At 63.5% G+C, this 22,101-nt stretch carries 18 protein-coding genes; 10 read left to right on the top strand and 8 right to left on the bottom strand.

The window, feature by feature from the left end; genetic code table 11:
• Positions 1 to 5 precede the first annotated feature (5 nt).
• Genes bioD through ACP7DD_RS09950 form a run of 6 tightly spaced genes read right to left on the bottom strand, consistent with a single transcriptional unit; the run spans position 6 to position 6,215 of the window.
• The gene (gene bioD / locus ACP7DD_RS09975; protein ID WP_426174636.1) at positions 6 to 806 is read right to left on the bottom strand and encodes a dethiobiotin synthase; all 801 of its coding nucleotides are present in this window, start codon (positions 804 to 806) and stop codon (positions 6 to 8) included.
• 1 nt (position 807) lies between these two features.
• Positions 808 to 1,989 carry an 8-amino-7-oxononanoate synthase gene (bioF, locus tag ACP7DD_RS09970; protein ID WP_426174634.1) on the bottom strand — a complete coding sequence of 394 codons (1,182 nt, stop codon included), beginning with the start codon at positions 1,987 to 1,989 and terminating at the stop codon, positions 808 to 810.
• Complete coding sequence (gene bioA, locus ACP7DD_RS09965; protein WP_426174633.1) at positions 1,989 to 3,332, bottom strand: adenosylmethionine--8-amino-7-oxononanoate transaminase; 1,344 nt, start codon at positions 3,330 to 3,332, stop codon at positions 1,989 to 1,991. Before bioA ends, bioF begins: the two co-directional genes overlap by 1 nt.
• A gap of 5 nt (positions 3,333 to 3,337) precedes the next feature.
• Positions 3,338 to 4,123 (bottom strand): enoyl-CoA hydratase/isomerase family protein, encoded by a 786-nt coding sequence (locus ACP7DD_RS09960; protein ID WP_426174631.1) that lies wholly within the window; start codon positions 4,121 to 4,123, stop codon positions 3,338 to 3,340.
• Between the two features lie 11 nt (positions 4,124 to 4,134).
• Entirely contained in the window at positions 4,135 to 5,757 is a 1,623-nt protein-coding gene (locus ACP7DD_RS09955; protein WP_426174630.1) for a carboxyl transferase domain-containing protein, read from the bottom strand.
• Positions 5,758 to 5,777: 20 nt separating this feature from the next.
• Complete coding sequence (locus ACP7DD_RS09950; RefSeq protein ID WP_426174629.1) at positions 5,778 to 6,215, bottom strand: YchJ family protein; 438 nt, start codon at positions 6,213 to 6,215, stop codon at positions 5,778 to 5,780.
• Between the two features lie 230 nt (positions 6,216 to 6,445).
• On the opposite strand from ACP7DD_RS09950, the gene ACP7DD_RS09945 reads away from it, so the two are divergent.
• From ACP7DD_RS09945 to ACP7DD_RS09930, 4 genes are all read left to right on the top strand, one after another.
• Positions 6,446 to 9,034: a type VI secretion system Vgr family protein gene (locus ACP7DD_RS09945; RefSeq protein ID WP_426174628.1), complete on the top strand. Its 2,589-nt coding sequence runs from the start codon at positions 6,446 to 6,448 to the stop codon at positions 9,032 to 9,034.
• Complete coding sequence (locus ACP7DD_RS09940; RefSeq protein ID WP_426174627.1) at positions 9,031 to 10,899, top strand: esterase/lipase family protein; 1,869 nt, start codon at positions 9,031 to 9,033, stop codon at positions 10,897 to 10,899. Before ACP7DD_RS09945 ends, ACP7DD_RS09940 begins: the two co-directional genes overlap by 4 nt.
• Positions 10,900 to 11,010: 111 nt before the next feature.
• Positions 11,011 to 12,045, top strand: a complete 1,035-nt coding sequence (locus ACP7DD_RS09935) for a T6SS immunity protein Tli4 family protein (RefSeq protein WP_426174626.1) — start codon at positions 11,011 to 11,013, stop codon at positions 12,043 to 12,045.
• Positions 12,046 to 12,063: 18 nt separating this feature from the next.
• Positions 12,064 to 12,321 (top strand): PAAR domain-containing protein, encoded by a 258-nt coding sequence (locus ACP7DD_RS09930; RefSeq protein WP_426174624.1) that lies wholly within the window; start codon positions 12,064 to 12,066, stop codon positions 12,319 to 12,321.
• A gap of 179 nt (positions 12,322 to 12,500) precedes the next feature.
• Here ACP7DD_RS09930 and ACP7DD_RS09925 read toward each other — a convergent pair whose 3' ends face one another.
• Together ACP7DD_RS09925 and ACP7DD_RS09920 are read right to left on the bottom strand one after the other, a co-directional pair.
• Positions 12,501 to 13,742: a D-amino acid dehydrogenase gene (locus ACP7DD_RS09925; RefSeq protein WP_426174623.1), complete on the bottom strand. Its 1,242-nt coding sequence runs from the start codon at positions 13,740 to 13,742 to the stop codon at positions 12,501 to 12,503.
• Positions 13,743 to 13,839: 97 nt separating this feature from the next.
• Positions 13,840 to 15,168, bottom strand: coding sequence for a serine hydrolase domain-containing protein (locus tag ACP7DD_RS09920; RefSeq protein WP_426174621.1), 1,329 nt, complete (start codon positions 15,166 to 15,168; stop codon positions 13,840 to 13,842).
• A 182-nt stretch (positions 15,169 to 15,350) separates the two neighbouring features.
• On the opposite strand from ACP7DD_RS09920, the gene ACP7DD_RS09915 reads away from it, so the two are divergent.
• From ACP7DD_RS09915 to ACP7DD_RS09890, 6 genes are all read left to right on the top strand, one after another.
• Complete coding sequence (locus ACP7DD_RS09915; RefSeq protein WP_426174620.1) at positions 15,351 to 16,091, top strand: GntR family transcriptional regulator; 741 nt, start codon at positions 15,351 to 15,353, stop codon at positions 16,089 to 16,091.
• A 113-nt stretch (positions 16,092 to 16,204) separates the two neighbouring features.
• On the top strand, positions 16,205 to 17,086 hold the full coding sequence (locus ACP7DD_RS09910) for an N-acetylmuramic acid 6-phosphate etherase (RefSeq protein WP_426174619.1): 882 nt from the start codon (positions 16,205 to 16,207) through the stop codon (positions 17,084 to 17,086).
• Positions 17,087 to 17,118: 32 nt separating this feature from the next.
• On the top strand, positions 17,119 to 18,387 hold the full coding sequence (locus ACP7DD_RS09905) for an MFS transporter (protein WP_426174618.1): 1,269 nt from the start codon (positions 17,119 to 17,121) through the stop codon (positions 18,385 to 18,387).
• A gap of 5 nt (positions 18,388 to 18,392) precedes the next feature.
• The gene (locus ACP7DD_RS09900) at positions 18,393 to 19,535 is read left to right on the top strand and encodes an acyltransferase family protein (protein ID WP_426174617.1); all 1,143 of its coding nucleotides are present in this window, start codon (positions 18,393 to 18,395) and stop codon (positions 19,533 to 19,535) included.
• 14 nt (positions 19,536 to 19,549) lie between these two features.
• Positions 19,550 to 21,166, top strand: coding sequence for a glycoside hydrolase family 10 protein (locus ACP7DD_RS09895; RefSeq protein WP_426174616.1), 1,617 nt, complete (start codon positions 19,550 to 19,552; stop codon positions 21,164 to 21,166).
• A 13-nt stretch (positions 21,167 to 21,179) separates the two neighbouring features.
• Positions 21,180 to 22,082 carry an N-acetylglucosamine kinase gene (locus ACP7DD_RS09890; RefSeq protein WP_426174614.1) on the top strand — a complete coding sequence of 301 codons (903 nt, stop codon included), beginning with the start codon at positions 21,180 to 21,182 and terminating at the stop codon, positions 22,080 to 22,082.
• Positions 22,083 to 22,101: the final 19 nt, after the last annotated feature.

Raw genomic sequence — 22,101 nt, 5'->3', positions numbered from 1 at the left:
GCTGTTTAGTCTTGCACGGGCGGCCAGCCAGGCAGCCGCGCGAGTTCGATGTATTCGGCCGCGCTGGCGGCCGTTGGATTGTCAAGGTAGGGAATGCGGCCGAGAAGCGGCGCCGGAATGCGCTGTTGCAGGGCGGCGACGTTTTCGTCGGCGAATTCCATGTCGGGGTCGATCTCGTTGACGACCCAGCCGGCCACCACCAGGTTGCGCGCGACGATTGCCTCGATCGTCAGCAGGCTGTGGCTGATGCAGCCGAGGCGCAGGCCGACCACCAGCACCATCGGCAGGTTCAGTTGCGCGGCCAGGTCGGCGCTGTCGAAGTCGTCGGACAGCGGCACGCGGAAGCCGCCCACGCCTTCGACCACCACGGCGTCGGAGGCGGCGGCGATTTCGGCGTAGGCGGCGATGATCGGTACCGATTCGATCGTCACGCCGTCGAGCGCGGCGGCGATGTGCGGCGCCGCCGCCGCGCGCAGCATGTACGGCGTGGTCAGGTTGGCCGGCAGGTGCACGTTGGAGGCGGCGATCAGCGCGTCGGCGTCGTCGTTGTGCAATTCGCCGTCAACCATCACGGCGCCGGCGGCAATCGGCTTCATGCCGCAGGCGCGCACGCCGCCCGACACCAGCTTGTGAAGGATCGCAGACGACACCAGCGTCTTGCCGATTTCGGTGTCGGTGCCGGTGACGAAACAGGAAAAGCGCGACGGCAGGCCGCCCACTGCCTGGGCTTTCGGCTCGGTTTCGAGCACAGGGGCGCCGGCGGTGACGGTGGCGACCGCGGGGTCGACGGGATCGTTAAGGCTCATCTCAAGTCCTTTCCAGCTGGTTGAGCGCCGCGGCAAGCTGCGCGACGTCTTCGTGGGTGTGGGCGGCCGACAGCGTCACGCGCAGGCGCGCGGTATCGGCAGGGACGGTCGGCGGGCGGATCGCCGGCACCCACAGGCCCTGGCCGTACAGGCCGGCGCCGGCGCGCAGCGCTTCGTCGTTGGCGCCGATGATGATCGGCTGGATCGCCGTATCCGACGGCGGGTGCTGCCAGCGCTCCAGCCGCAGACCGGCGCGAAAACGCCCGACCAGCGACGCCAGGTGCGCGCGGCGGGCCGCGCCCTCGGCGCCGCTGATGATATCGAGGCTGGTCAAGAGCGCATGCGCCAGCGCCGGCGGCGCAGCGGTGGTGTAGATGTATGGGCGCGCGCGCTGGATCATCAATTCGATCACGCTGGCGTGCGCGGCGACAAACGCGCCGGCCACGCCGGCCGCCTTGCCGAGGGTGCCCATGTAGACCAGGTTGGGCGAGCGCAGGTCGAAGTGTTCGAGCGCGCCGCGGCCGTTGGCGCCGAGGGTGCCGAAGCCGTGCGCGTCGTCCACCACCAGCCAGGCGTTGTGGCGTTCGCACAGCGCCAGCAGGTCCGGCAGCGGCGCCAGGTCGCCGTCCATGCTGAAGACGCTGTCGGTGACGACGATTTTGGTCGGCGCCGTGCTGGCTGCCAGCAGCGCCGCCAGTTCGGCGACGCCGGCGTGCGGATACACCTTCACCTGCGCGCGCGCCAGGCGGGCACCGTCGATCAGCGAGGCGTGATTGAGCTGCTCGGAAAATATCTCCGCGCCGGCGTCGGCGCCAAGCGCGGTCAGGATCGCCAGGTTGGCCATGTAGCCGGTGGAGAAAGTGATGGCGCGGGCGTTGTCGAGGTGGGGGCTTTCGAATTCGGCCAGGCGCTCTTCCAGCTGAGTGTGGGCGAGGCCATGGCCGCTGATCAGGTGCGACGCGCCGCTGCCGGCGCCGTACAGCGCGGCGCCTTCTCGCAGCGCGGCGACCACCGCAGGATGGGACGCCAGGCCAAGGTAGTCATTGCTGCAGAACGCCAGCAGCGGCCGGCCTTCGACTTCCAGGCGCGGCGCGCACGGCGTGTCGACCGCGCGGCGGCGGCGCGTCAGGCTGCGCTCGTCGAGGTCGAGCAGCAGGCGGTCGATGTTGGCGATCATGTCCATCAGGCTTGCATCACCTGGTCGAATACCTTGCGGGTGCGCGCGGCCAGCAGCGCGCTCTCGTCGTCATCCAGCACGTACGGCGGCATCAGGTAGACAGTGGTGCCGATCGGGCGCAGCAGCAGTTCGTTCTCGAGCGCGGCGGCAAAGAAGCGGCGCGAGAAAGTGGCGGCGCGTGCCGGATCCGGTTCGACGGCGTCGAACGCCCAGATCATGCCGCGCTGTCGGAAGTGGCGCACGCGCGCGTCGTCGGCCAGTGGCGCGAGCGCCGCAGTCAGTCTGGCCGCGCGCAGCTTGTTGCGGTTCAGGACATCGTCGTCGCGGAAGATCGCCAGCGTCGCCAGCGCCGCGCGGCAGGCCAGCGGATTGCCGGTGTACGAGTGCGAATGCAGGAAGCCGCGCGTGACGTCGGTGCTGTAGAAGGCCTGGTAGATCTCGTCGCGCGTCAGTACCAGCGACAGCGGCAGGTAGCCGCCGCTGATGCCCTTCGACAGGCACAAGAAGTCCGGCCAGATGGCGGCCTGCTCGCAGGCGAAAAAGGTGCCGGTGCGACCGCAGCCGACCGCGATCTCGTCGACGATCATGTGCACCTGGTAGCGGTCGCACAGCGCGCGCACCAGCTGCAGGTACAGCGGGTCGTGCATCGCCATGCCGGTGGCGCACTGCACCAGCGGCTCGACGATGATGGCGGCGATGTGGTCGGCCCGCTCGGCAAACAGCGCTTCGACATCCTGCGCGGCGCGGCGGGCGACGTCCTGCGCAGATTCGCCTTCCAGCGCGCCGCGCGCGTCGGGCGAGGCGACCACGCGGGCGGCGCGCAGCAGCGGGCCGTAGGCGTCCTTGAACAGCGCGACGTCGGTGACGGCCAGTGCACCGATCGTCTCGCCGTGGTAACTGCCCTTCAGGCAGACGAATTCCTGCTTGGCGGCGCGGCCGGCGTTGCGCCACGCGTGAAAGCTCATCTTCAGCGCAATTTCCACCGCCGAGGCGCCGTCGGATGCGTAGAACGCGTGGCCAAGCACATTGCCGGTCATGTTCGACAGCTGCTCCGACAGGCGCACCACCGGCTCGTGCGTGAAGCCGGCCAGCATCGCGTGCTCGAGCCGGTCGAGCTGGTCCTTCAGTTCGGCGTTGATGCGCGCGTTGGCGTGGCCGAACAGGTTGACCCACCAGGAGCTGATGGCGTCCAGATAGCGCTTGCCGTCATGGTCGTACAGCCAGGCGCCGCGGCCATGGCTGACCGCCACCAGCGGCACCGTTTCGTGGTGCTGCATCTGCGTGCAGGGATGCCAGACGCTTTTCAGGCTGCGGGCGACCCAGTCGGTGGCGGAGTTATCGGCTTCCACGGGACTCAGTCCAGCCATGAAGGCTTGCGTTTTTCGAGGAAGGAAGCGACGCCTTCGCGTCCTTCGCCCGATGCGCGGATGGCGGCGATGCGCTCGGCGCTGTCGGCCAGCAGCGCATCGTCGACCGGGCGCCCGGCCATGTCGCGCACCAGTACCTTCGCTTCCTTCACCGCGTTCGGGCTGTTGCCAACGAGCGCCTTGATGATGGCGGCAACGGTGGTATCGAGGTCGGCCGCCGGCACCACTTCATGCACGAAGCCGATGCGGTGCGCCTCGCGCGCGGAAAAGCGTTCGGCCGTGAGGAAGTAGCGGCGCGCAGCGTTCTCGCCCATCGCCTTGATGACGTATGGTGAAATGGTGGCCGGGATCAGCCCGAGCTTGACTTCGCTGAGGCAGAAGTTCGCTTCCTCGAGCGCCACGGCGATGTCGCAGGCGGCGACCAGGCCCATGCCGCCGGCGTAGCAGTCGCCCTGGATGCGGGCGACGACCGGTTTCGGGCACAGGTAAATCGTGCGCAGCATGGCGGCCAGCTTGGCGGCGTCGGCGCGGTTTTCGGCGTCCGAGTAGCCGGCCATCTGCTTCATCCAGTTCAAGTCGCCGCCGGCGCAGAACGCGCTGCCGTTCGCGGCCAGCACGATGGCGCGCACATCCTCGTCGCGGCCCAGTTCATCGAAAGCGAGCGCCAGTTCGGCGATGGTCGCTTCGTTGAAGGCGTTGCGCACGTCGGGGCGGTCGAGCGTGACGGTGGCGACGCGTTCGTGCATCGTGATGTCGATAGCCTGCCAGTTCATCTGTGTTCCCCTTACATCCGGAAGACGCCGAACTTCGTGTCGCCGATTTCGGCGTTGAGCGCGGCCGACAAACCGAGGCCGAGCACCATGCGCGTGTCGGCCGGATCGATCACGCCGTCGTCCCACAAGCGCGCGGTGGCGTAGTACGGGTGGCCCTGGTGTTCGTACTGTTCCTTGATCGGCTGCTTGAACGCCGCTTCTTCCGCGGCGCTCCAGGCGCCGCCCTTGCCTTCGATGCCGTCGCGCTTGACGGTTGCCAGCACGCTGGCGGCCTGGTCGCCGCCCATCACGGAGATGCGCGCGTTCGGCCACATCCACAGGAAGCGCGGCGAGAAGGCGCGGCCGCACATGCCGTAGTTGCCGGCGCCGAAGCTGCCGCCGATGATGACGGTGAACTTCGGCACCGACGCGGTGGCCACCGCGGTGACCATCTTGGCGCCGTTGCGGGCGATGCCTTCGTTTTCGTATTTGCGTCCGACCATGAAGCCGGTGATGTTCTGTAAAAAGACCAGCGGGATCTTGCGCTGGCAGCACAGCTCGATGAAGTGGGTCGCCTTGAGGGCCGACTCCGAGAACAGGATGCCGTTGTTGGCGATGATGCCGACCTTGACGCCGTAGATATGGGCGAAGCCGCAGATCAGGGTGGTGCCGTAGCGCGCCTTGAATTCGTCGAACTCGCTGCCGTCGACGATGCGGGCGATGACTTCGCGCACGTCGAACGGCTTGCGGGTGTCGACCGGGATCACGCCGTACAGCTCCTTGGCCGGATACTTCGGCTCGACCGACTCTTTCAGCGCCATCTGCTGCGGCTTGGTGCGGTTCAGGTTCGACACGATCGTGCGCGCCAGCGACAGTGCGTGCAGGTCGTTTTGCGCCAGGTGGTCGACCACGCCGGACAGGCGGGTGTGGACGTCACCGCCGCCGAGGTCTTCGGCGCTGACGACTTCACCGGTGGCCGCTTTGACGAGCGGCGGGCCGCCGAGGAAAATGGTGCCTTGCTCTTTCACGATGATCGACTCGTCGCTCATGGCCGGCACGTAGGCGCCGCCGGCGGTGCACGAACCCATGACGACGGCGATCTGCGGGATACCCTTGGCCGACAAATTGGCCTGGTTGAAGAAGATGCGGCCGAAGTGATCGCGGTCGGGGAACACGTCGTCCTGGTTGGGCAGGTTGGCGCCGCCCGAGTCGACCAGGTAGATGCACGGCAGGTTGTTCTGGTCGGCGATCTCCTGCGCGCGCAGGTGCTTCTTGACGGTGATCGGGTAGTAGGTGCCGCCCTTGACGGTGGCGTCGTTACAGACGATTACGCATTCCTGGCCCGAGACGCGGCCGATGCCGGTGATGATGCCGGCGCTCGGGGCCGAGTCGGCGCCCTTGGCATCCTGGTACATGCCGTAGGCGGCCAGCTGGGAAAATTCGAGGAAGGGCGTGCCCGGATCGAGCAGCATCTGCACGCGGTCGCGCGGCAGCAGCTTGCCGCGCGCGACATGTTTGGCGCTGGCGGCAGCGCCGCCGCCGGCCGCTACGGCGGTGACCCTGGCGTGCAGGTCGTCGACGATGATCTGCATGGCGGCCGCGTTGGCCTTGAAATCATCGCTGCGTGGATTGAGCTTGCTGTCGATATGAGGCATTCCTGTCCTTCTTCTATGCGCTACTTGTTCGGGAAGCTGCCGTCGAGGTAAAACCAGCGTGCCGCGCCGGGGCCGTGCTCGCGCACGAAACGGCTTACTTCGTGCAGGCGATGCGCGCGTCCGCCGATCTTGTAGCGGGCGACGAATTCTACGGTATCGCGGTCTGGCGAGTCAGGCAAGTCTGCTTTACGTTGACGTAAACGTAAAGCAGATTCTACCTCAAGTCCGAGCCACTGTAACCTCTCATCGGGGTCGACGATGGGCCCGGCCGGCAGCGTGCTCGGATGCCAGGTCGCGCGCAGGTAGGCTTCGTCGCGCAGCGTGTAGGCCGAGTAGCGCGAGCGCATCAGCAGTTCGGCCGATGGCGGGACCGCGGCGCCGGCCAGGAACGGGCCGCAGCAGGCGGCAAAGGGGCCGCCGCCGCACGGGCAGGCAGCTGGATTGGAGGGTATGTGCATGGTAGTTAGCTGCTGGCGGAAGGCTTCATTATCCGCCATTTAAGTAGCAGGCGTGGCGCGCGACCGCACTGTCGCTAAAGGCGCGGCCAGTTCGATTTTTGGTTGGGAGTTGTTCGTATAAAGATGTACTTGGAAGCGATTGATAATTCGCAAGGTCGCTGGTGTTTCTGAAACGCACGGCTCTGTCATTAGTTAGTATCAATGCTCACTTGCCTGCAAAGGGAAAAGTTATGGGCGACATTGTCGACAGCCTGCGCGACCTCATTAAAGCGCGTCAGAATAACCGTATTCTTCGCCTATCTTTTCCTAACGACGATGGACCGCAGTGCGAGTTCGTCGTCGAGGCGCTTGAGGCATTTGAAGGACTGTCGCGCGATTTCGAATTTAGCGTCGAAATCCTGTCGAACAACCCGAACATCGAGCTCAAGGACATTCAGGGGAAGCTCCTCAGCATTGAATTGGTTCAGCAGGGAGGCACGCTGCGTTTTTTTTCAGGCTACTGCTTCAGCTTTCAACGGAAGAAGGCCGAGAACATTGCTTTCTACGAAGCGAAGCTAGGCCCATGGCTGAAATTCCTATCGTTGCGAAAGGATTGCTATCTCTTTCATAGCGCGAACCTGCGCCGACAGACCGAAAGCATTTTCAGGGATTACGGTGCCTATGCGGTATGGGATTGCAAAATTTATGGCGAAGATAAGGCGATGACCGACGCCTGTCAGTTCAACGAAACTGACGCCAATTATCTGCACAGGCGCTGGGAATCTGCGGGCATTTACTATCATTACGAACATGACGACAAAGGACACAAACTAGTTTTTGCGGACGATTCAACCCGCGCCGCAACGATCGACGGCGATCCTGAAATTCGGTTCCATGCGCATGTCGGCGGAGCACAAGAGGCAGACGCAATTAGCGAGTGGTCCTCAGTGCGCTTCCTGCAGCCGGCAAGCGTAACGTTGAGAAGTTTCAATTTCAAGGATCCCAGGCCGGCGGAACTCAACCTGCCGACCCTCAACAAACAAGGCAGCGTGTTAAACGTCGAGGCATACGAATACGCAGGGGCGTACGGTTTCACGGGTTTCACAAACGGTGACAGCGTGGTAAGACTCCGGCTTGAGGAGATGGAAAGCGCGGCCAAATACTTCGAGGCTGCTGGCAGCAACAGTCGCGTCATGCCCGGTCGTTCTTTTAGCGTCACTGACCGCTTCGGGAAATATCCGTTCGAGGAATCAAGGGGCGGGAGCATGAACGAGTTCCTCATAGTCGAGGTCAATCATGTGGCGACCAATAACTACCTTCAAAAGGCCGAGCAACCGCGCTACAGCAATCGTCTGATCTGCAGTCGCAAGGCAATTCCGTGGCGCCCGGGCCGCGGCTTCAATAGTGTCGAGACAAAGATCCTCGCCCCTCAGACCGCGATAGTGGTCGGCCCCGAGGGACAGGGGAGCATCTATACCGACGAGTATGGACGAATCCGGGTGCAATTCCACTGGGATCGGGCGGGCGAAGGGAATGAACTCAGTTCGGGTTGGATACGCGTGTCGACTTCTTGGGCCGGCGCTGAGTTAGGAGCGGCGGCTGTTCCCAGAGTGGGCTCGGAAGTTATCGTCCAATGGCTTGACGGATCGCCAGATCGTCCCATTGTGACCGGCTGCGTTCACAACCAGGTCTACATGCCGCCCTGGAAGCTCCCCTCGCAGCGCGCGTTGACCGGCTTTCGCAGCCGCGAACTGAAGGGCGAAGGCGGTAACACCTCGGCCGGCCGAAGTAACCATCTGATTCTTGACGACACCCACGAACAAATCCAGGCCCAGCTCAAGAGCGATCATCAGCACAGCCAGCTTTCGCTTGGACACATTACGCGGATTGACAACAATGCAGGACGCACCACCACGCGCGGCGAAGGATGGGAACTGTTTTCCGATTCCTGGGGTGTAGCGCGCGCGGGCAAAGGCATGCTGATCACGACAGAAGCCCGCCCTTCGGCTGCTTCGCCTATGAAAGATATGGCGGAGACCGTACAGCAACTGAGTACCGCGCAGCTGCTGCATTCGGCCTTGGCCGACGCAGCAGTTGAGCACGAGGCGCAGGAACGCGGGCAACAAGAAGATGTTGCCGAAGTCATCAAAGTGCAGAACGAAGCCATCAAGGGCGCGGGCGGTAGTTTCCCTGAGCTTTCGGCACCGCACCTGGTACTTGCCAGTCCCGCCGGCATTGAGACGACGACTTCGCAATCGACCCATATTGCGAGTGCCGCTCATACCGCACTGACAACCGGCAAAGACCTGTCGATCTCCACCGGCGACAGCCTTTTCGCCAGCGTCCGCAAGACATTTCGGTTGTTTGTGCATAACGCTGGGATGAAGCTCATTGCTGCAGCGGGCAAAGTGAGCATCCAGGCGCAAAGCGATGACGTCGAAGTCATCGCTAAAAAGGTGATCGCCCTGATGAGCGAGACGGACTGGGTGGAAATCCGCGGCAAGAAGGGAGTCCGGCTGCACGGCGCCAACCACATGTTGGAAATCAGCGATAAGGTCCAGTTTTTCACGTCCTCACCCGTTTTGTTCCATGGGAATCTGGAAACGCTGGCGCCGAAAAGCATCTCTCAGTCGTTCAACGAAAAGCCGACTAGTCGATTTGACCAGGAAATCCGGATGCTCCAGGTGGACGGGACGCCGGCACCCCATATCGAGTACGAGCTCATACGGGAAGATGGTGCCACCTTGAGTGGTAAGACTGGCGTCAGCGGCACAACCGAAGTGCAGAAAGGAATGGATATGGAGAGATATACCGTCCGCTATAAAGGGGAACTGCCATGAGCGGCGCAGGGTCGAATTTAAACGAACACGGCAATCAACCGGGCGAGTTTACGCAGGGCGTAGGCGGATGGGCTGAATATTCCGTCGTGATGACCAAGATCGATGACACGGTGAGACACGACGTTGCTGTTCCGCCGGGCAAAGTCATTCCCGTCATCTTTCTCCCAGGTGTTATGGGGAGCAACTTGCGTGTAAGCAAGCGGCGACAAGACGAACTGCGGCGTGACGATAATCGTTCGTGGCGTCCGGACGACATCGTTAGTAGCAAGTCAGATATTCTATCTGGGAGGGGTTACGGCGGATGGTTCAAGAACGCGACGCCAGCCCAGCGTCAGCTCATTTTCGACCAGAACGAAACTGAGGTCGAGTACTACCACTACACCGAAAGTAAGGATCGTTTCGATCCTGAAGGGAAGGAAACGTTGGCGGAGGATGTTCGTCACCACAACGTGCCACACGATCTTTCCGCAATTCCGCCGCTGATGGGCGCTCGACTGAGCATGGCAGACTTTGCCGCCAAACCAAACACTGGGCGGAGCAGAAGGGCTAGCCCTGCACAAATCGCCCGTTGGCGAGGTTGGAGCGAAGTCTTGTTCGGTGGTGCGTATGGCACGATGCTTAAAACGGCGGAGCTTTTTCTCAACAATATGATGACGAAAGGTCGCGTCGGTCCTTTGTGGCAATCGATGCCGACCGACGAAAATGGCAAGCCGATGTTGGCAGTCGCGGACCGGCCGCTGAGCAAGCTTCTGCTCCAAAAACCTCAGGCGTTTGGCGGAGCGGCGGGCAAAGCGATCACTGAAAGCGACATCAAGAAAATCGCGCCGTGTTGGTATCCAGTCCATGCGATGGGCTACAACTTCGTCCGGAGTAATGGTCAGTCCGCTAAAATTATTGCGGAGCGGATTCGCGGAATGGTTAAGGGCTATCAGCAGCGCGGATTCAAGTGTGATGAGGTGATCATTGTTACGCACAGCATGGGAGGGTTGTTGGCGCGTGCGCTTATCCATCCGAGCTACGGAAATTTACTTAAGGACAGCAGCCTTAAAGTGCTCGGCATCTATCACAACGTCATGCCGACCTTGGGAGCTGCAGGCGCGTACAAGCGGATGCGCTTCGGTTTCCAAGAAAAGTCGGGTTTTACAGCGGAAACCGAAGCGAAAATCCTCGGGATTGACGGTCGGCATGCCACGGCGATTCTCGCAAACGCACCTGCGCCGCTTGAAATGATGCCTGGTGCTGGCTACGGCGCAAATTGGTTAAAGGTCATCGACGGCCTCAATAGACCGCTAGCGAGTTGGCCGAGCGAGAAGCAAACGGCACTCGAACACATCTATCTACAACCGGAAAATGCGTGGTGGCGTCTACTTAATCCTCTTTGGGTAAATCCGGGAAACTTGAACGAAAAAGCAGGCGGCGGAATCGAAAAAGTAAAGAAGCGCTTAACGGAAGCGAGCAAATTCCTGCATTCCATTGAAACGACGTTTCATACCAACACTTTCGCTAGCTATTGCGCGTCACAGAATCGCCTAAGTTACGGGGAGATCGTTTTCAAGATCACTTCCGACGCCGGTTTTACCCTGCCACCGCCAGAAACATGGACCCTTCTTACCGATGATGCGAAGGGCAAAATCACGGTTCAGGCCGGGCGCGAAATGTTGACCCTGCAACTGCAACCTGCAAGCGCCGCCGGCGATGAAACGGTGCCGTCAAACAGATCAGCAAAAAACATCAACGGAACGCTGTTCACCCACGGTGTCGAAGGACAAGGCTACGAACATCAAAATAGCTATGCCGACCCTCACGTATTAGCTTCAATGTTGTATTCCATCGTTCAGATTGCAAAAACAGCAAAGTGGGCATAGATCATGACCTTACACACAGAAGATAAGGACGGACTTCGCTTTCGCGCGACGGTGGCTGCGTTATCACTACTCACAGCTTGTACTCCAAACTATTCCTTCAAGGAGAACCCCGTGCCAGAGTCTGTAAAACTTAGCCCACGTCTGCAGTTGCTGTTTGCAAAAACGAAGCTAGTCTGCTTCGGTCGTTATGCGGTCGAGGTGCCCCTAGAGGCAGAACTGATCACCGGATCGGTAGGCCTTCCAGCCCTTGTTAAGACCATGAATGGCGGGCAGGAGGCCAGCAAAGTATGGGTCGCTGGGGATATCGCCAAGATAAAAGCTGATAATAACACGGCTGAAATCGTTTATAACGGGAGAGGCCCGGTCGACGCAAGCTGGCAACTTCGTTACTTTGAAGATGAGTACAACAAGAAGCGCGGCGCTCTTTACTTTCAAACCTATATTAACAAAGGGGATATTACATTCCTCATTGACGATTCCGTGAGGCTTGAAAAGAAATTTGATGAAAAAATGGACACTGAATCGGCTGCGGCCAGGAGGCAGGCCGTCTTGGCCACAAACCTTAGGTTGCGCGCAGAAGACGAGGTCCCGGCCGAATCCGGCTTTTGTATCAAGCATGCTTTCATTCCTGAAAAGTTGTATTCAGATCAGGAAACCGCCAGCGCTGGCCTATTCCTGCCAAGCGTCCCGGACGTGACTTTTTCGATCAGTTCGAACAAAGACGCGTATGGTGACTATCCCCCAGCGGAGTTCGAAAAATACAAGAAAGAATTGTCGCTGCTTTCTCGCATCAAGCAAGCGAAAACGGACCAGGGCATGCACTACCCAAGCCGAACAGTTTTACGCGAGGGCGAGCGCAATGTGCAGCACTGGCACGGCGAGGAGTCTCTCATCAAGCGCGCTGACGGCGTCCACGATTTTGAATGGGCATTTGTGGGTACGCCGCGGGATGTCGCCAATCCGTCAGAATTTGGCGTGACGATGTTCACCAAAGTTGAACACAACACCGTCGGGGCGGCGAAGTCAGCGTCCGTCACTGACGACGAGGCAGTAGCTCTTTGGGACAAGCTCCTTTCTGGATTGAAGTTCCGCGTCAAGGTTCCCGGCGCTTCCGAAGGTTCGTATCATCTTCAGCCGAAGAATTGACTCTCGAGCGGGCAAACCATGAAACACAAGGGACGTGGCGTTATTCGCTTGAACGACAAGACGGATCATGGCGGTCACGTAACGGCCGTCTCATCCGGTACTATCGTGATGGGCATTACCGCGGCGCTTGCGGGAGACATGACTTTTTGCCCGCAGTGCAAGGGCGAGTTTCCAATCAAGCCCGATGGCGCCGGAGCCAAGCACAAAGGCACACCGTATGCCTACCATGATGATCTGACGGCGTGTGGCGCTCGCTTGATCAGTTCGCTGACGTGATTACCGGCCCAAACGGAAATCTGAGGCAACTTCACGAGTGAGAGACCTCTAGTTTTTTTCGTGTGTGCGGAACACGTTGCTTTCCGGAGACGAAGACTGCGTGGCCGGGCGCGGACGACTCGCCGAAATGGGGTCCTCGCGCTCGCGAGGACGACGGGCCTATTGGCGAAACTGCGTTGCTAGCGCAGCGTCAGGCCGTCCATCGAGAACGGCGGGGCGTTGCCGCTGACGCAGTCGGCCAGCAGCTTGGCCGAGCCGCAAGCGAAGGTGAAGCCGAGCGGGCCCTGGCCGACGTTGAGCCACAGGTTCGAATAGCGTGTGGCGCCGATGATCGGCGCGCTGTCGGGCGTGGCCGGCCGCAGCCCGGCCCACGGCGAGATGCGGTCGTAGTCGGCCGCGTTGGGCATCGTCTCGCGCACCTGGCGCGTCAGGCCGGCGATGCGCTTCGCATCCAATGACAGGTCTTCGCCGACCATGTCGACCATCGCCGCCACGCGCAGCGAGTCGCCGATGCGCGCATACAGCACCTTGCGTTCGAAGTCGGTGACGGAGATCTCGGGCGCGCAGTCGGTGGCGCGGATCGGCGCGGTCAGGCTGTAGCCCTTGAGCGGATACAGCGGCAGGTAGATGTCTGCGCTGGCGGCCAGGTCGCGGCTCTGGATGCCGGCGGCCAGCACGTACGCATCGGCCGTCAGCATGCCGGCGCTGGTGTCGAGGCCAATCACCTTGCCGCCATCGACGACGAAGCGGCGCGCCTCGCCGTTGACCACGCCGCGAAAGCGCGGGTGCTCGCGCAGGCGGTCGGCCAGCGCCTGGCAGAAGGCGTGGCAGTCGGCCACCGCTTCGCCCTGGTTGAAGATGCCGCCGGCCAGCTGCGGCAAGGCCGCCGCCAGCGCCGGCTCGCGGGCGACGCATTCTTCGGGCGAGAGCACCTGGCGCGCGTCTTCCGAGTCGGGCCGGGCGACGGCCTTGTCGAATACTTTTTTGGAGCGGTAGACCACCATCTTGCCGGCGTCGCGCCACGAAAACGCCTCGAGCGGAATGCGCAGCTCGAGTTCGCCCATCGCGCGGCGCGACAGTTCGCCCAGTTCGAGCAGCTTGGCGGTGGTCTTGCGGTTCGACGCGGCGGTGCAGCTGGCCAGGAAGCTGGCCAGCCAGCGCCACTGGCGCAGGTCGGCTTCGGGACGGAAGTGCAGCGGCCCGTCAGCCTGGAACATCCATTGGACGGCCTTCAGCGGCACGCCCTGATCGGCCAGCGGCGAGACGTAACGGTAGCTTAGCTGGCCGCCATTGCGGAAGCTGGCGGCGCTGCCGAGCACCGCTTCGCGTTCAAGCAGCGTGACGCCGTAGCCCGCTTCCAGCAGCCACCATGCCGAGGTCAGACCTATCACACCCCCGCCAATTACTATTACGTCCTGCATGCCGACCCATTATTCTTGTATACATACATCCAGCTTAGGGGCTGGCCGTGGTTCGGGCTAATGAATGAAGATGGTGCGGTCATAACCAACATTCATGCTAGCGGAGGTTCTTGCGCGGGTTTTTGCCGATAATCGCGCGGCGGTACAGCGCCGTCAGGATGCGCTCCTCGAAGCGCGCCATCGACGAATAGCGGCCCTTGCGCGCGGCCGGATCGGACGAGCTGCCGCCGACCAGCGCCACCATGCCGTTCTTCGTCACCGGGTCGAACACGAATACCGACATCAGGCCGTACGCTTCGCCGAGGTGGCCGAAGCCCTTGAAGGCGGCGCCTTCGACCAGCTGCGGATCGGGGAACTGCTGGTTGCCCAGCCCCCAGCATTGAAACAGGCCGCCGGAAGTGTCGCCGTTGCTGCCGTCGTAGGTCCACTCGCGCGCGAAGATGCGTTCGATGCTGGCTGGCGAGAGCATCTGGCGGCCCTGGTGGCGCCCGCCGTTCATCAGCATCAGCATCACCTGTCCCATGTCGTGGGCCGAGATGCGCAGTCCGCCGGTGGGGCTGAACGGCGTGGCGTTGGTGCCGGCGACGTAGCTGGCGACACCGGCCGGCGGCGCGGGCGGCCCGGCGCTGTAGTCGTCGACCTGGGCGATCCACGGGCCGGCGGTGTCCCAGACCTCGGTGTCGACGGTGCGCTTGCGGTACAGCGTGGCGAGGTTGGCCAGGTCCTGCGGCGACAGTTCGGACACGTTGAAGCCGCCGTGCAGTCCCATCGGGCCCTGCAGCAGGCGCTTCATCAGGCGGTCGAAGCGCTCGCCGGTGACGCGCTCCATCACCGTGCCGATGACGCCCCAGTTCAGGTTGCAGTAGGTGAAGTAGGCGCCGGGGCCGGCGTTGGCGGCCCACATCCCGCCCTTGCCGTGGCCTCTGGCGCCGGGCACCAGGATGGTCGACAGGGCGGTGTCGGCCGGCCACGAATAGCCGGCGTCGTCGCGCAGCGACGAGGTGTGGTTCAGCAGGGTGCGCAAGGTGACGACGCGCTGCGGGAAGTTGGGATTGCGCAGCGGGAAGCCGAGGTAGGCGCCGGCGTCGGCGTCGAGCGCGAGCTTGCCCTGCTCGACGAGCATCATCACACCCAGCGTGGTCATCATCTTCGAGATCGAGGCGATGCGGTACAAGGTGTGCTGGTCGGCCGGGCGGGACGGCGCGGCGGCGGCGCCGAGGAAGCGCTGGCCGAACTGGCGCTCGTACACGACCTTGCCGGCGCGGATGGCGAGCACCGACAGGCTGGCCAGGGTGCAATCGGGGTCGGCGGCAATGGCGGCCAGCTCGCGGTCGAGCGCGCCGTCGCCGGCCGGCGCCGCATTGACCAGCCGGCTCATGCCGCCCAGCAGGGCCAGTCCAAGCAATGTACGCCTACCCTGTTGCATCGTGGTCTCCTTGGTTGTTTTCATCACAGCATAAGGGACAGCTTCGGGCGGGAGCCAATGAATTGAAGTTAATGTGCTATAACTTTTGATACGGCATCATGCCTGATGACTGGGCCGATCAAGTCGGGATAAAATGCTGCCACGCGGGGTCAGGCCGGTGCCGGACCGATCGAAAGACAACAATGAGCGATACGAGTACCGACTTCAGGGCCAACTTGAACGACAATTCCCCTCTATATATGCAGGTGGCGCGCAAGCTGATCCAGGATGTGCGGGAAGGCCGCTACCAGGTCGATCAGGCGCTGCCGTCGGAGCGCCTGCTGTCGGAGCAGCTCGACGTGTCGCGCGTGACGGCGCGCAAGGCGATCGACCAGCTGGTCGGCCAGGGGCTGGTGGTGCGCCGCCGCGGCTCGGGCAACTACATCGCGCCGCGCATCGAGCAGCCGCTGTCGAACCTGTCGAGTTTTTCCGAGCAGCTGCTGCAGCGCGGCTACCGGCCGCGCTCGCAATGGCTGAAGCGCGCCATCGTCGTCGCCGCCGCCGACGAGCAACTGAGCCTGGGGCTGTCGCCGCACGCGCGCGTCGCCCGCCTCGAACGGCTGCGCCTGGCCGATGACGTCGTCATGGCCTACGAGGTCAGCGTGATTCCGGCCAGCGTGCTGCCGCGCCCGGACAGCGTCGGCGGCTCGCTGTACGAACACCTGGCGCTGACGGGCCACATGCCGGTGCGCGCGCTGCAGCACATCCGCGCGATGAACGCGCCGGCGATCCTGGCCGGCCAGCTCGGCATTCCGGAAGGCCAGGCGGTGCTGTTCATTACGCGCATCGGCTATCTCGAGTCGGGCCAGGCGGTCGAGCTGACGCACTCGTATTGCCGCAGCGACCACTACGATTTTGTAGCGGAAATGCGACGGGTTTCGTAAAACGATGGTGAAGTCTGCATAACTTTTCGGAATGGCCGCGGCATCTCCTTTCATGGGATGCGCCCGGTGGTTGGTATTACACTGGTAGCAACCACCCATCCACGTCAGACGGCATGCTCAAAACAGAAACTCCCTCCGCGGAACACGCGCAGCTCGACCAGTATCCGACGACCGAACTGATCAATACGCTGGTCGACGACCAGACCAACGCCGTCAAGGCGGTGCGCGCGGCGGCGCCGCGCCTGGCCGCCGCCGTCACCGCCGCGGTGCCGCGGATGGAAGCGGGCGGGCGCCTGATCTATGTCGGCGCCGGCACGTCGGGCCGCCTTGGCCTGCTCGACAGCGTGGAGTTGTACCCGACCTTTTCCTGGCCGCATGAGCGCGCGCTGGCGCTGCTGGCCGGCGGCCAGCAGGCCATGTTCGTCGCCGTCGAAGGCGCCGAGGACGACCTCGAGCAGGGCGCCGCCGACCTGATCGCCACCAAGCCGACGGCCAACGACGTGGTGCTGCTGCTGGCCGCGTCCGGCGCCACGCCGTACGTGCTGGGCGCGCTGCGCGCCGCCCGCGCGGCCGGTGCGTTGACGGTCGGCTTTGCCAACAATACCGATTCGCCGGTGGCCGGCGAAGCCGAGATCGGCGTCACGCTCGACACCGGCGCCGAAATCATTTCCGGCAGCACGCGGCTGAAAGCGGGCACCTCGCAAAAGATCGCGCTGAACACATTTTCGTCGGCGCTGATGGTGCGTTTGAACAAGGTCTATGGCAACCTGATGGTAGACTTGAAGCCGACCAACGCCAAGCTGGTGCTGCGCGCGGTACGGCTGACGATGTTTGCCACCGGCGCCGACGAAAGCGCGGCCCGCGCGGCGTTGGAACAATGTGATTTCCACGTCAAGGTCGCCATCGTGGCCCTGTCTAAAAAAACCAGTATCGACCAGGCCAGGGCCTTGCTCGAGGTGGCGCGCGGCAGCGTGCGCCAGGCACTCGCCGCATAAAGCACGATGCACGGCTCGATCACGAAAGACCTATGCAAAAAGCACCAGTGAAGAGCCGTCCGTGGGCATGGATCCCGTCCCTGTATTTCAGCCAGTCGATTCCGTACGTCATCGTGATGATGCTCTCGGTGGTGATGTACAAGGACCTCGGCATTTCGAACACCGACATCGCGCTCTACACCAGCTGGCTGTACCTGCCGTGGGTGATCAAGCCGCTGTGGTCGCCCGTGGTCGACATGTTCCGCACCAAGCGCTGGTGGATCGTCGGCCTGCAGCTGGTGATCGGCGCGTCGCTGGCGATGGTGGCGCTGACGATGCGCCTGCCCGGCTTTTTCCAGGCCAGCCTGGCGGTGATGTGGCTGATGGCGTTCAGTTCGGCCACCCATGACATTGCCGCCGACGGCTTCTACATGCTGGGCCTGCGCCAGCAGCAGCAGGCCGCGTTCGTCGGCGTGCGCAGCACCTTCTACCGGCTCGGCATGCTGGCCGGCCAGGGCGGCCTGGTGTACCTGGCCGGCCAGCTGACCGAGCGTACGGGCGATGTCCACTTCGCCTGGTCGGTTGTCTTTTTCGTGCTGGCGGCCATGTTCCTGCTGTTGTGCGTGTACCACCGCTTCGTGCTGCCGCGCCCGCTCGAGGACCACGCGGTGGTGCAGACCGATAATTACTTAAAGGAATTCTTCGCCACCTTCGGCGCGTTCTTCAAGCGACGCGACATCTGGCTGATCCTCGGCTTCATCTTGACGTACCGGCTGGGCGAGTCGCAACTGCTCAAGCTGGTCGCGCCGTTCCTGATGGATCCGGTCGTCAAGGGCGGGCTGGGCCTGACTACCACGCAGGTTGGCATTGCCTACAGCACCGTCGGCGTGAGCGCGCTGGTGCTCGGCGGACTGCTCGGCGGCTACGTCATTTCGCGGCTTGGCCTGAAGCGCTGCCTGTGGTTGATGGTGTTCTCGGTGCACATTCCCGACCTGGTGTTCGTCTACCTGGCCAGCGCACAGCCGCAGGACCTGGTGGTGGTGTCGGCCTTCCTGGCGCTTGAACAGTTCGGCTATGGCTTCGGCTTTACCGCCATGATGATGTACATGATCATGGTGGCCGACGGCGAGCACAAGACCGCCCACTACGCCATCTGCACCGGCCTGATGGCGCTCGGCATGATGGTGCCGGGCATGGTCAGCGGCCGCATCCAGGAATACCTTGGCTACCAGCACTTCTTCATCTACGTCTGCGTGATGACGATTCCGGCGTTCATCATGGCGGCGATGGTGAAGATCGACCCAGAGTTCGGCAAGAAGTAGCGCCGATGAAGGATACCGGGACCCGCCTGACATCGCTGGACGCATTTCGCGGCTTCACCATCGCCGCCATGGTGCTGGTGAATAATCCCGGCGACTGGGGCAACCTGTATCCGCAGCTGGCCCATGCCAAGTGGAACGGCTGGACCTTCACCGACACGATCTTTGCGTTCTTTCTGTTTATCGGCGGCGTGTCGATGGCGTTGTCGCTGGGGCGCCTGGCCGCGGCCGGTTTCGACAAGCCGACGTTGCTGCGCAAGCTGGCCGTGCGCGCTCTGCTGATCTTCCTGATCGGCTTCGCGCTGAACCTGATGCCCAATTTTAATTTCGCCACCGTGCGGATTCCCGGCGTGCTGCAGCGCATTGCCGTGTGCACCCTGCTGGCCGCGCCGATCGTCGTGTATTGCAGCTGGCGCCAGCAGCTCGGCTGGATCGCCGCCCTTCTGGCTGCGTATTCGGTGCTGATGCTGTGGGTGCCGGTGCCCGGCATCGGCGCCGGCGTACTGGAGCCGGGCAAGGACATCGGCGCCTGGCTCGACCGGCTCGTGCTGGGCAAGCACCTGTGGGTGCAGGCAAAAACGTGGGACCCGGAAGGGCTGGTCAGCACCATTCCCGCGCTGTGCAGCCAACTGGTCGGCGTGCTGGCCGGGCGCTGGCTGTTATCGAACACGCCGCGCAGCGAACAGACCGTGTGGCTGCTGCTGGCCGGCCTGGTGCTGCTGGCGCTCGGCTCGATTCTCGACGCCACCCTTATGCCGATCAACAAGAGCCTGTGGACGCCGTCGTACTGCCTGTTGATGAGCGGCTGGGCGCTGCTGGCGTTCGCCGCTTTTTACTGGCTGCTGGACGTGACGCCCAGCGCGGCGCTGCGCGAAGCGGCCGGCCGCTGGAGCCGCCCGTTCGTCATCTACGGCATGAACGCGCTGTTCATCTTCGCGATGTCCGGGCTGATCGCCAAGATGCTCGGCTTTATCAAATTCACTCAGCCCGACGGCAGCTTGCTGTCGCTCGGCAGGATGCTGTATGCGCCGATCCGCGCGCTGCCGATCGCGCCGGTGAATACGTCCTTGCTTTATGCTCTGCTGTTTAACGCCTTCATGTTCGGCATCGCCTGGATCATGTGGCGCAATAAATGGTTTGTCAAAGTTTAAAAAACGGAGTTCTCGTGCAACCTACTACCAAAAAAATCGGCTGGCTCGCCGGCGCGCTGTCGATTGCCGCGCTGTTGGCAAGCTGCACCACGGTCAAGCCAAAAGATCCCGCGGTCGTCGCCGCACCGGGCGCCGTCACGCCAGGCGCGCTGCCGGCCGGTCCGACGTCGTTGCCGCCGGCGGCGCCGCGCGAATTTCGCGCCGCCTGGGTGTCGACGGTGGCCAACATCGACTGGCCGACCAAGCCGAATTTGAATCCGGCGCAGCAGCAGGCCGAGGCGATCGCCATCCTCGACCGCGCCCGCGCGATGAACCTGAACGCGGTGGTGCTGCAGGTGCGCCCGAGCGCCGACGCGATCTACCCGTCCAAGCTGGAGCCGTGGACCGAATACCTGACCGGCACGCAAGGCGCGGCGCCGCAGCCGATGTACGATCCGCTGAAGTTCTGGGTGACCGAAGCGCATGCGCGCGGCCTGCAGCTGCACGCCTGGTTCAACCCATACCGGGCACGCCACTCGGGCGCCAAGTCGCCGGTGTCCGCCAACCACATCGCCAAGCTCAATCCCGCTGCGGTGAAGACCTACGGCAAGTTCCTGTGGATGGACCCGGCCGAGGAATCGGCGTCGAAGCAGACGCTCGACGTCGTGCTCGACGTGGTGCGCCGCTACGACATCGACGGCGTGCACATCGATGACTACTTCTATCCGTACCCGATCGAGGCGCCCGGCGCTGCCGGTGAAGCGGCGGCGCTCGACGGCAATGCGCCGAGGACCGAGCTCGACTTCCCCGACCAGCCGGCCTGGCAGCGCTACCTGCAGTCCGGCGGCAAGCTCGATCGCTCGGCCTGGCGGCGCGACAACGTCAACCGCCTGATCGAGGCGCTGTACACCGGCATTCACCGCGAAAAGAACTGGGTGCTGTTCGGCATCAGCCCGTTTGGCCTGGGCAAGCCGGCGCTGCGCCCGGCCGGCATCGTCGGCTTCAGCCAGTACGACAAGCTGTACGCGGACGCCGAGCTGTGGCTGGAAAACGGCTGGCTCGACTACCTGTCGCCGCAGCTGTACTGGTCGATCGCGGCGCCGCCGCAGTCGTATCCGGTGCTGCTCGACTACTGGGTAGCGCAGAACCGCAAGGGCCGCCACATCTGGCCGGGGCTGTTTACCAGCCGGATCGGCGCGCCGACCAAGGATTTCCAGCCGCAAGAAATCGTCCAGCAGGTCGGCGTGACTCGCACGCGCCCGGGCGCCACCGGCCACGTGCACTTCAGCATGGCTGCGCTGATGGGCAACCGCAAGGGCATCACCGACCAGCTCAAGGCGAGTCACTACGCGGGGCCGGCGCTGGTGCCGGCAACGCCGTGGCTCGGTACCGTCGCGCCTGGCGTGCCGAGCGTCAGCGCCCGGCGCGACGGCAAGGGCGTCAGCCTGAAGCTGTCGCCAGGCAAGGACAACACACAGTATGCGATCTGGTCGCGCTACGGCAATGAGTGGCGCTTCGCCGTGACGCCGGCGTCGCGCGCCGACATCAGCATCGCCGACGACCCGAAACTGGGCGCCGCCAGCGCGGTGTTCGTCAACGCGGTCGACCGCCTGGGCAACGAGAGCGCGCGCGTGCCGGTATCGGTCAAATAGAGGACCGATCAGCATGAACCAAGCAGTTGTTCCAGGCGCGTTCGGCCTCGGCATCGACGCCGGCGGCACCCAGACGCGCTGGGCGCTGGCCGACGCGGTCGGCGCCATCGTCGCCGAAGGCCAGGTGGCCGGCCTGTCGGCATTGCAGATGGGCAGCGCGGCCGGCCGCCAGACGGTGCACGCCAATTTTGCCGAGCTGGCCCGCGCGGTGCTGCTGCATGGCCGTCCGGTCTGCGTGCGCGCCGGCATGACCGGGTTCGGCGGCGACGGCGAACAGTTGCAGCGCTGGCTGGCCGAGCTGCTCGGGCTGAATGCCCAGGCCGTCACGCTGTGCAACGATATCGAAATTGCCTACCTCGACAGTTTCGCGCCGGGCGAAGGCTACCTGGTGTACGCCGGCACCGGCTCGATCGGCGCCTTCATCGACGCCGAGCAGCAGTTCCACCGCGCCGGCGGACGCGGCGTGATGCTGGATGACGGCGGCGGCGGCTTCTGGATCGCCCGCGAAGCGCTGCGCCAGATCTGGCGCAACGAAGACGAGTGCCCGGGCCGCTGGCGGCAGTCGGCGATGGCGCGCGCGGTGTTTGAGCACGTCGGCGGCGACGACTGGTCGTTCTCGCGCCAGTTCATCTACGGCCAGGAACGCGGCGAAGTGGGCAAGCTGGCGCTGGCCGTCGCCGCCAGTGTCGAAGACCCGGCCGCCGCCGCCATTTTGCACAGCGCCGGACTCGAGCTGGCGCGGCTGGCGCGCGCGCTGACCGAGCGCTTCGGCGTGCGCCCGGTGGCGCTGGCAGGCCGCGCGGCCGCGCTGCACCCGAGTATTTTCGGCGCCATGCGCGCCGCCTTGCCGTCCGACATAGCACTGACCCAGACCGTCAGCCAGGCGCACCACGCCGCGGCGCGGATTGCCAAATAACCCACTTCACATTCCGACC

Origin of the sequence: Massilia sp. TWR1-2-2 (genome assembly GCF_049897565.1) — a bacterium.
Classification (GTDB): domain Bacteria; phylum Pseudomonadota; class Gammaproteobacteria; order Burkholderiales; family Burkholderiaceae_D; genus JAFCUW01.
Note: the sequence above shows the minus strand (reverse complement) of the source record. Positions and strands in the feature narration are given on the sequence as shown.

Bases quoted from the DNA above. Each gene is read 5' to 3' on its own strand.
- bioD (WP_426174636.1), bottom strand. From the start codon at position 806: ATGAGCCTTAACGATCCCGTCGACCCCGCGGTCGCCACCGTCACCGCC.
- bioF (WP_426174634.1), bottom strand. From the start codon at position 1,989: ATGGACATGATCGCCAACATCGACCGCCTGCTGCTCGACCTCGACGAG.
- ACP7DD_RS09960 (WP_426174631.1), bottom strand. From the start codon at position 4,123: ATGAACTGGCAGGCTATCGACATCACGATGCACGAACGCGTCGCCACC.
- ACP7DD_RS09955 (WP_426174630.1), bottom strand. From the start codon at position 5,757: ATGCCTCATATCGACAGCAAGCTCAATCCACGCAGCGATGATTTCAAG.
- ACP7DD_RS09950 (WP_426174629.1), bottom strand. From the start codon at position 6,215: ATGCACATACCCTCCAATCCAGCTGCCTGCCCGTGCGGCGGCGGCCCC.
- ACP7DD_RS09945 (WP_426174628.1), top strand. From the start codon at position 6,446: ATGGGCGACATTGTCGACAGCCTGCGCGACCTCATTAAAGCGCGTCAG.
- ACP7DD_RS09940 (WP_426174627.1), top strand. From the start codon at position 9,031: ATGAGCGGCGCAGGGTCGAATTTAAACGAACACGGCAATCAACCGGGC.
- ACP7DD_RS09930 (WP_426174624.1), top strand. From the start codon at position 12,064: ATGAAACACAAGGGACGTGGCGTTATTCGCTTGAACGACAAGACGGAT.
- ACP7DD_RS09925 (WP_426174623.1), bottom strand. From the start codon at position 13,742: ATGCAGGACGTAATAGTAATTGGCGGGGGTGTGATAGGTCTGACCTCG.
- ACP7DD_RS09920 (WP_426174621.1), bottom strand. From the start codon at position 15,168: ATGCAACAGGGTAGGCGTACATTGCTTGGACTGGCCCTGCTGGGCGGC.
- ACP7DD_RS09915 (WP_426174620.1), top strand. From the start codon at position 15,351: ATGAGCGATACGAGTACCGACTTCAGGGCCAACTTGAACGACAATTCC.
- ACP7DD_RS09910 (WP_426174619.1), top strand. From the start codon at position 16,205: ATGCTCAAAACAGAAACTCCCTCCGCGGAACACGCGCAGCTCGACCAG.
- ACP7DD_RS09905 (WP_426174618.1), top strand. From the start codon at position 17,119: ATGCAAAAAGCACCAGTGAAGAGCCGTCCGTGGGCATGGATCCCGTCC.
- ACP7DD_RS09900 (WP_426174617.1), top strand. From the start codon at position 18,393: ATGAAGGATACCGGGACCCGCCTGACATCGCTGGACGCATTTCGCGGC.
- ACP7DD_RS09890 (WP_426174614.1), top strand. From the start codon at position 21,180: ATGAACCAAGCAGTTGTTCCAGGCGCGTTCGGCCTCGGCATCGACGCC.